At 71.5% G+C, this 8,736-nt stretch carries 9 protein-coding genes; 5 read left to right on the top strand and 4 right to left on the bottom strand.

Annotation, left to right across the window (positions count from 1 at the left end; all coding sequences use genetic code 11):
* Together ACFWNV_RS38060 and ACFWNV_RS38055 are read right to left on the bottom strand one after the other, a co-directional pair.
* On the bottom strand, positions 1-166 hold a 166-nt coding region (locus tag ACFWNV_RS38060; RefSeq protein ID WP_383956409.1), incomplete at its 3' end, for an ATP-binding protein.
* A 133-nt stretch (positions 167-299) separates the two neighbouring features.
* Positions 300-728, bottom strand: a complete 429-nt coding sequence (locus ACFWNV_RS38055; protein WP_383956403.1) for a response regulator — start codon at positions 726-728, stop codon at positions 300-302.
* Positions 729-1,198: 470 nt separating this feature from the next.
* On the opposite strand from ACFWNV_RS38055, the gene ACFWNV_RS38050 reads away from it, so the two are divergent.
* The gene (locus ACFWNV_RS38050; protein WP_383956400.1) at positions 1,199-2,806 is read left to right on the top strand and encodes a CHASE3 domain-containing protein; all 1,608 of its coding nucleotides are present in this window, start codon (positions 1,199-1,201) and stop codon (positions 2,804-2,806) included.
* The gene (locus ACFWNV_RS38045) at positions 2,803-3,981 is read left to right on the top strand and encodes a PP2C family protein-serine/threonine phosphatase (RefSeq protein WP_383956397.1); all 1,179 of its coding nucleotides are present in this window, start codon (positions 2,803-2,805) and stop codon (positions 3,979-3,981) included. Before ACFWNV_RS38050 ends, ACFWNV_RS38045 begins: the two co-directional genes overlap by 4 nt.
* Before the next feature lie 80 nt (positions 3,982-4,061).
* Here the strand turns inward: ACFWNV_RS38045 and ACFWNV_RS38040 are convergent, their stop codons facing one another.
* Complete coding sequence (locus tag ACFWNV_RS38040; protein WP_383956406.1) at positions 4,062-4,184, bottom strand: lytic polysaccharide monooxygenase; 123 nt, start codon at positions 4,182-4,184, stop codon at positions 4,062-4,064.
* 289 nt (positions 4,185-4,473) lie between these two features.
* Positions 4,474-4,914, bottom strand: coding sequence for a VOC family protein (locus ACFWNV_RS38035; protein WP_383956394.1), 441 nt, complete (start codon positions 4,912-4,914; stop codon positions 4,474-4,476).
* A 335-nt stretch (positions 4,915-5,249) separates the two neighbouring features.
* Here ACFWNV_RS38035 and ACFWNV_RS38030 point away from each other — a divergent pair, with 335 nt between their 5' ends.
* The 3 genes from ACFWNV_RS38030 to ACFWNV_RS38020 all read left to right on the top strand — a co-directional run.
* Entirely contained in the window at positions 5,250-7,481 is a 2,232-nt protein-coding gene (locus tag ACFWNV_RS38030; RefSeq protein WP_383956391.1) for an MMPL family transporter, read from the top strand.
* A gap of 90 nt (positions 7,482-7,571) precedes the next feature.
* A complete protein-coding gene (locus tag ACFWNV_RS38025; RefSeq protein ID WP_383956389.1) occupies positions 7,572-8,330 on the top strand; it encodes a class I SAM-dependent DNA methyltransferase in 759 nt (252 codons plus the stop codon).
* A gap of 103 nt (positions 8,331-8,433) precedes the next feature.
* A partial coding sequence (locus ACFWNV_RS38020) for an alcohol dehydrogenase catalytic domain-containing protein (protein ID WP_383956386.1) occupies positions 8,434-8,736 on the top strand: 303 nt, incomplete at its 3' end.

The raw sequence follows: 8,736 nt of genomic DNA, 5'->3' as shown, positions 1-8,736 counted from the left end.
GGCACAGGACGTGGAAGCCGGTGACGCCGCCCGCGTGCCGGATCGCGTTGGTCACCAGCTCGGCGACCACCGTCAGCACATCGCCCAGGACCCGCTCCCCCACGTCCCGGGCAGCGAGAACTTCCCGGGCGACCCGCCGGGCATCCGCGGATCTGAGGCCCGTCACGTGACCCGATGGCCCTGGTATCACGGTGCCACTTCACCCCTCTCGTCTTCCCCGGCGGCACGGGGCGGTACGCAGGCGGCCCGGAGCGGACCGCGGGTGCCGCGGGACTCCCCTGCGCACCGCACCACTCGGATCAGATGCGGGGGCGCGTCGCCGTGTCGAGGTAGAAGGCGTCGATGCTCTGGACCGCCTTCTCGAATTCCTCCAGGTTGACCGGCTTGGTGACGTACGCGTTGGCGTGCCCGCTGTAGGCGCCGACGATGTCGTCGGGTGCGGAGGAGGTGGTGAGGACCACCACGGGGATGGTCTGGAAGGCCTCGTCGTTCTTCAGGACGCGGAGCAGGTCCCGGCCGTTCATGCGCGGCATGTTGAGGTCGAGGACGATGAGATCGGGGCGGACCGCGCCGGGGGCACGCAGGTGTTCCAGTGCGGCGACGCCGTCGGTGACCTGGACCAGGTTGCGGGCTCCGCGCTCGGAGAGGGCTTCCTCGATGAGCAGGGCGTCGGCCATGTCGTCCTCGACCAGGAGCACGTCGAAGGGCCGGGCGGGGGTGGTCATCATCGGAGCTCCAGGGGTGCTTCGTCGGTGTGGTTCAAGAGTCCCGGCCAGCGGCGCCGTGCACCCTGTCGGGTCATGCCGCATGCCGCGCCCAGCTGCGGGTATCCGGCTCCCGCACGGGCCGCGGCGACGGCCGCTTCCTGCTGGAGGCGTTCCGTTGCCTTCTGGAGATGGTCCAGTAGGTGCAGCAGGGCCAGCGCCGGCGCCGGCCCTTGCGGAAACGGTCCTTGCGGTGCCGGAGAGTCGGGGGTTTGGAGCAGTTGAAGGGCAAGGTGTCTGGCGAGGGCTCCGACTGCCGCGTCCACGGCTTCGGCCGTCTCCTGCGGGTCGGTTCGCAAAACGAAGTTCTTGCCAGGCATACCGGGCACCTTAGGCCCAAGATCTACCCGCGACAACACGAGTTGTCATCCTGCCTCTAGAGTATGCGGGCCGCACCCCTTCCAGGGCGGCCCCCCTGAGGAGGAGTGCACGGCATGAGCGGCGATCAAGGGCTTCCGCGCGCGCGGAGGTTTGCCACGTGGACGACCCGGCGTTGGCTGCGCGTGGGCGTGGCCGCCGCCTCGGTGGTACTGATCCTGCTCGGGTCGGCCGGAGCGTGGGTGCTCGGACGTACGACCTCGCTGAGCGAGGAGCTCGTGGACACGCGCTCCCCCGCGCTGACTCTCTCGTTCCGCCTCGAGTCCGCCCTGCTCAATCAGGAGACCGGTGTCCGCGGCTACGGCCTCACCGGCACCCCCGGCTTCCTCGAGCCCTACCGCAAGGGGATCGCCGAGGAGCAGGAGCACTCCGCGCGGCTGCGGGAGCTGCTGCACGCCGACCGTACCGGCCTGAAAGACCTGGATGCCGTCGAGAGTGCGGTGGAGAAGTGGCAGGAGCGGATCGCCCGGCCCATCGTCGCCTCGCCGGCGGGTGCCCCCTCCCCCCTGAGCGCGGAACGCGCCGCGGAGGGCAAGACGACCTTCGACGCCGTGCGCGCGGCCATGGTCACCCAGCAGGAGCAGCTGCGCGCCGCCCGGGCGCAGGCGCGGGACCACCTGATGGCCACGATGGCCCTGCGGAACTGGCTGTTCGCCACGATCGCCGGAGTGATCACCCTGCTGGCGATCCTGATCTTCGAGGCGCTGCGCCGGGGAATCACGGCGCCCCTGGGACAGCTCGGGGCGGACGCCCGGGCCATCGCCGGCGGTGACTTCGACCACCCCATCACCCCGACCGGTCCCGCGGATCTGCGGCGCCTCAGTGCGGAGATCGACTTCATGCGCCGGCGTCTCGTCCGGGAGCTCGCCTTCACCGAGGAGGCCCGCCAGCGTCTCGACGCCCAGGCCGCCGACCTCCAGCGGTCCAACGCCGAGCTGGAACAGTTCGCCTACGTCGCCTCCCACGACCTGCAGGAACCCCTGCGCAAGGTCTCCAGCTTCACCCAGCTCCTCCAGCGACGCTACGGCGGGCAGCTCGACGCCAAGGCCGACCAGTACATCGAGTACGCCGTCGACGGTGCGAACCGCATGCAGACCCTGATCAACGACCTCCTCGACTTCTCCCGCGTCGGCCGGGTCCACCGCGACCACCAGGACGTCGACCTGAACAAGGTGCTGGTGCGGACGCTGTCGTCGCTGGAGGTGAGCATCGAGGAATCCGGTGCCACGATCACCTCGGACTCCCTGCCGACGATCGCCGCCGACCCCACGCAGATGGGCATGCTCTGGCAGAACCTGATCGGCAACGCCGTCAAGTTCCACCGCCCCGGACAAGCCCCCGTGATCCATGTCACCGCCGCCGTGGAGGACGACCTGTGGCGGTTCACGGTGACCGACAACGGCATCGGCATCGAGCCCGAGTACGTCGAGAAGGTCTTCGTGATCTTCCAACGGCTCCATACCAAGGACGTCTACAGCGGCAGCGGCATCGGCCTGGCCATGTGCAAGAAGATCGTCGAGTTCCAGGGCGGCAGCATCGCCATCGACCCCGAACACCGCGACGGCACCCGCGTCACCTTCACCCTCGCGCCCCAGCCCCCGCAGAGCCCGGGCCCGTCCCGCCTGCCGGAGGCGACGCGCGCCGGCACGGAGCTCCAGCCATGACCGAAACGCAGGCCGGCACCGTCGCCACGTCGTACCGCATCCTGCTCGTCGAGGACGACGCAGGTGACGCCCTCATCGTCGAGGAGCTCCTCGAGGACACCGGGCTCCGGTTCGAGCTGATCACGCGAACGACGTTGGACGACGCCCGCACCGAACTCATCCGCAGACCCGTCGACTGCATCCTCCTCGACCTGCACCTGCCGGACATTTCCGGGACCAAGGCCGTCACCACCGTGCGGGAACTGGCCCCGCACACGGCGGTCATCGTCCTGACCGGACTGTCCGAAGCGCAGGCGGGCACCGACGCCATGGCCGCCGGAGCCCAGGACTACCTCGTCAAGGGCAAGGTCGACGCGGACCTGCTCCTGCGCACCGTCCGCTACGCCATCTACCGCAGCGAGACCGAACGCGTCAGCGCCGAGGCCCAGGCCGTTCGCCTCCGCGCGGAGGAGAACGCCCGTCTCGAACGCGGTCTGCTGCCACAGCCGATCCTGGGCACGTCTGCCATAGCCGTCACCACCCGCTATCTGCCCGGCGCCAAGAGCGCACTCCTCGGAGGCGATTTCCTCGACGTGGTGGAGGAGGAGAACGGGCTGCTGCACGCCGTGGTCGGCGATGTCAGCGGACACGGCCCCGACGCCGCCGCCCTCGGCGTCTGCCTCCGCATCGCCTGGCGTTCCCTCGTCCTCGGCGGCCACCGCGGCACCGAGCTACTCCACCTCATGGAGCGCCTCCTCGTCGCCGAACGCGGCAGCCTCCCGCTGTTCGCGACCTGCGCCCTCCTGACCCTCGACCAGAACGCCCGCACCGCCACCCTCCACCTCGCAGGCCACCACGAGCCCCTCCTCACCACCGGTCAGGGCACCCAGGAGCTCCGCGCCACCCACGGCATCGCCCTGGGCGTCGCCCCGCAACTCGGCAACTGGCAGCCCACCGTCATCCCGCTGCCGCGCTCCGGCGCGCTCACCCTCTACACCGATGGACTCACCGAGGGACACAACGGCTCCACTCCCGGCAGACTCGAAGTAGGCGGGCTGCTCGACCTCATCGAAAGCCTCCCCCCGGCCGACCCCGCCGCCTTCCTCGACCGCCTCATCGAGGAGGCCCAGACCCTCAACGCCGGCCGGCACACCGATGACCTCGCCGTCCTGCGCCTCGACTGGGACAGCGCCTAGGGGGTGGGGCCCGCCCGCCACCTTTGACGGCGTCACGTCGCCGGCGGGGGTGGCGGCGGGCCGGCGGGCCGTTCGCCGGGCTACTTGGTGAAGGTCACGTCCGAGACCGAGTAGAAGGTCTCGCGCGAACCGCCGGAGCCGTCGGGGTTCTTGTGACGCTCCCAGATGGTGAAGATGATGTGGTCGCCGGTCTTCTGCGGCAGCTTGACGGTGGCGTCGTAGTAGCCCGACTGGCGGCCCCTGGGCGGGCTTCGCCGAGCGGACGATCGCCGACTGGCTGGCCGTCTTCGCCGCCGCCCAGCCGCCCGCCCACCGGGACACCCCGGAGGCGCTGGCCGAGCGCACCCTGCTCCTCGCGGTCCTGCGCGGAGCGCTGCTGGACCTGCTCGCGACCGGCGACGAGCCGCGCGCCACCGCGGCCGTCACCGCCCATCTCCGCACCCTGGAATCCGTACCCCGCGAGGCACCGGCGCCGTAGGCCGGCCATGGCTGTCAGCGCACCTGTTCGGCCAGTCCGACGATGATGCCCTCCGGGCCGCGGACGTAGCAGAGCAGATAGCTGTCCTCGAACCGGGCGATCTCGCCGACGAGCTCGGCGCCGTGGGGGCGCAGGCGGGCAACGGTGCCCTCCAGGTCGTCGACGGCGAACATGACGCGGTGCGTGCCCAGAATGTTGTGCGGCCGGTCGCGCGGCCCGGCGCTGGTCGCCGCGGGGCTGCGGTACTTGGCCAGTTCGAGCCGGCTGTGACCGTCCGGGGTGCGGAGCATCGCGATGTCGCAGTGGACTCCGTCGAGTCCCGTGCACTGGTCGGCGAAGAGACCCTTGACCTCCGTCCTGCCCTCCAGCTCCATCCCGAGTTCCGCGAAGAACGCGACGGCGGCGTCCATGTCCTCGACGACGATGCCGACGTTGTCCATCCGCTGAATCGCCATGTTCGTTTCTCCTTCTTGTCGTGCGGCCGGTGGTGACGTGCGGCCGGTGGTGACGGCTGATGTCCCTGGGTCGGATCCGATGGCGCCTTCTCGACATCCCGCGAGCGCCGGACCCCGGCCATTCTGGATCCTGCCCCTGCTCCTGCCCCTGCTCCGCTACGGCCGCGGCGCGGCCGGGACCCGGACAGCGCGGCCCGGTGGTCCCTGCGTGCGGGGAGGGGCACCTGTCAAGTGACGAATTGCCGGGGCTACAGGCCCGGCATCGGGCGGGGCACGGTGGAGGTCCGCCGTTCTGTGCCGGAGCAGGACGAACCGCCACCCGGATCGGAGCCCCGATGTCCCGTCGCGCAGGCGTCTTCGTGACCCGCCGTCCCGGACTCGTCCTCTTCGCCGCCCTCGTGTTCCTCGCGCTGGCCGTCGTGTTCGGTGCGGATGTCACCGGGCGGCTGAAGACTCAGGGGTACGACGATCCCCGGTCGCAGTCCAGCCGCGCCGCCCGGGTGGCCGCCGAGCGCCTGGGGGCCTCCCCCAACCTGGTCGTCGTCGCGCAGGCCCGCGACGGTTCCGTCGACGGCCCGGCGGCACGGAGCGGGGGCGAGGAGCTGACCCGTCGGCTCGCCGCCCAGCCGCACGTGAGCGCCGTGGCCTCGTACTGGACCGGCGGCGCGGCGGAGCTGCGCAGCCGGGACGGGCGGGCGGCCATGCTGGTCGCGCACGTGGAGGGGGACGGCGAGCAGCTCGGTGCGCGGGTGGAGCGGCTGCGGGAGGAGCTGACCGCCTCCGGTGCTCCGCGTGCTCCCGACGCTGCTCTGATCGTGCATGTGGGAGGGGCGGCGCTCACCGACGCCGAGCTCCAGGACATCGCGGAGTCCGATCTGAAGCGGGCGGAGGCCGTCGTGCTGCCGGGGACCCTGATCCTGCTGGTCCTGGCGTTCGGGAGCGTCGTGGCCGCCGCTCTGCCGCTGCTGATCGGTGTGCTCGCCATCGCGGGGACCCTGCTGGTCCTGAGCGTCCTCGGCTCCGTCACCGACGTGTCCGTGTTCGCGCTGAACCTCACCACGGCGCTCGGCCTGGGCCTGGGCATCGACTACGGGCTGCTGATCGTTTCGCGGTTCCGCGAGGAGCTGGCCGCCGGATACCACCCGCGGACGGCTGCCATCCGGACCGTGCGCACCGCCGGCCACACGATCGCCTTCAGCGCCGCGACGGTCTCCGCCGCGCTCGCGACGCTGCTGGTGTTCCCGCCGTACTTCCTGCGTTCCTTCGCCTACGCGGGCATCGCCGTGGTGGCCATCGCCGCCGTGAGCGCCGTGACCGTGCTGCCCGCTCTGCTCGCGCTGCTCGGCAGGCGCGTGAACGCCTGGCCCGTGCCGTGGCGCCGCCGGGCCCGTACGGGCTCCGGGTCGCGCTTCTGGGAGGGGCTGGCGCGGATCGTCGTACGCCGCCCACTGCTCGCGGCGCTGCCGGTGATCGGCCTGCTGGTGGTCCTCGCGGCGCCGTTCGCGCACGCCGGTTTCGCCACCCCCGACGACCGGGCGCTGCCGGTGAGCGCGGCCGGCCGGCAGACCGGTGACCTGGTGCGCGGTGCCTTCGACATGAAGGGCGCCGATGCGCTCACCGTCTCCGTGACGGGCACGGCGAAGGTGAGCGCATCGGCGCGGGAGGAGTACGTCCGCAGGCTGTCCGCGCTCCCCCAGGTGGCCCGGGTCTCCCGGGTCTCCCAGGCCGCCGGGCCCGAGGGCGAGGGTCCGGTCCAGCTCTCCGTGGTGCCGCGGGTCGACCCCCGTTCGCGGGCGGCCCAGCAGCTCGTGCACGACGTCCGCGCGACCCCCGCCCCGGCGGGCACCGAGGTCCTGGTCGGCGGGCCGAGCGCGGTGCTGGTCGATGCCAAGGCCACGGTCCGGGACCGGATTCCGCCGGCGCTCGGCCTGATCACCGTCACCACGTTCCTGCTGCTCCTCGGCTTCACGCGGAGCCTGCTCCTGCCGCTCAAGGCCATCGCGCTGAACGCCCTGAGCCTGACGGCCGTCATGGGAGCGATGGTGTGGATCTTCCAGTCGGGCCATCTGAGCGGCCTGCTCGGTTTCACGCCCGGACCGCTCAGCACGACCATGCCGGTGCTGCTGCTCTGCATCCTGTTCGGGCTCTCGGTGGACTACGAGGTGTTCGTCCTGGCCCGGATCAAGGAGGCGCGCGACGCCGGGCAGGGCAACACCGACTCGATCGTCACGGGCATCGCCCGGACGGGAGGCATCGTCACCACGGCCGGCGCCCTGCTCGCGTTCACCCTCTTGAGCTTCGGTACCTCCCAGGTGTCCCTCCTGCAGTTCTTCGGCATCGGCACGGGTCTGGGCGTCCTCCTCGACGCCACGCTCGTACGGGGCGTCCTCGTACCGGCGCTCATGCGCCTGGCGGGCGGCCTGAACTGGTGGGCGCCGAAGGCTTTGCGGCCCAAGGCTCCGCAGCCGGCGCCCCGGCGGCCGGTGCCCACCGCGAGGCGGTGCGCCCCGGGCCGCTGCTCCCCGAGCCGCCCGGTCGTCCGTACGCACGCCCACGCGCGCCGCTGACCATCGGGCGCGCCGCTCCCTCCCTTCCGGCGAAGCAGACGAAACAAATGCGTCGACAAGGCGCCCCGGTTCCCGGCAGTGTGGCCGCCCGTGACGAGCAGTGAGCTGTGGAACCGTGCGACCGCCGACCGCTACGACGCCGAGGAGACCGAGGCGTCGTCAGCGGCCGTTCTCGGACCGACTCTCGACTTCCTCGCCGAGCTCGCCGGAGACGGCCGGGCCCTGGAGTTCGCCATCGGGACCGGACGGGTGGGCGTCCCGCTCCGCGAACGCGGCGTGCCGGTCGTGGGCATCGAGCTGTCGGAGCACATGGCGGCGGTGCTGCGCCGCAAGGCGGACGAGAACACGCTCCCGGTGGTCATCGGGGACATGGCCACCACCGTCGTTCCCGGCACCTTCTCCCTGGTCTACCTCGTCTACAACACCATCACGAACCTGCTCACGCAGGACGAGCAGGTCGAGTGCTTCCGCAACGCCGCACGGCATCTGGAACCCGGCGGCCGATTCGTCATCGAGCTGGGCGTGCCTCCACTGCGGTTCCTGCCGCCCGGCCAGGTCGCGGTGCCGTTCGACGTCTCGGATCAGCATCTCGGCTTCGACACCTTCGACCTCGTCGAGCAGATCCTCGTCTCGCACCACTTCACCCGCGATGGCGATGGCGACAGCGAGGGCGACGGCGGGCGCTACCGCCGTGACAACTCCCGGCACCGCTACGCCTGGCCGGCAGAGCTCGACCTGATGGCTCGGATCGCCGGGCTCGTCAGGGAACGGCGCGTCGCGGACTGGAACGGGGCGCCGTTCACCCAGGACTCCGCGAAGCACATCTCCGTGTGGCGCAAGCCGGCCTGAGGGCGCGCACCGTGTCCGTACGCCCACCGGGAGGAGAGCGTGCATACCGTGGGGGCGGCGGCGAGCGCGAAGCCGTGCGTCGGTGGCGTCGAGAGGGGCAGTGATGAAGGCGGTCCGCTTCAGCAGGTTCGGGGGCCCCGAGGTCCTGGAGATCGTAGAACTCGCCGATCCGCGCCCGGGTCCCGGCCAGGTCCGCATCGCCGTGCGAGCGGCCGGCGTCAACCCGAGCGACTGGAAGAAGCGCCGGGGCCTGATGGACGAGGAGCTCCCGCAGACCCTGGGCTACGAGGCTGCGGGCATCGTCGACGAACTCGGCGAGGGTGTCCGGGACGTGGCCCTCGGCGACCCGGTGTTCGGCTTCTCCACCGAGGGGGCGGCGCAGGCCGAGCTCGCGGTGCTCTCGTAC

Origin of the sequence: Streptomyces sp. NPDC058401 (assembly GCF_042722885.1) — a bacterium.
Taxonomy (GTDB): Bacteria; Actinomycetota; Actinomycetes; order Streptomycetales; family Streptomycetaceae; genus Streptomyces.
This window is presented reverse-complemented; position numbering and strand designations above follow the sequence as displayed.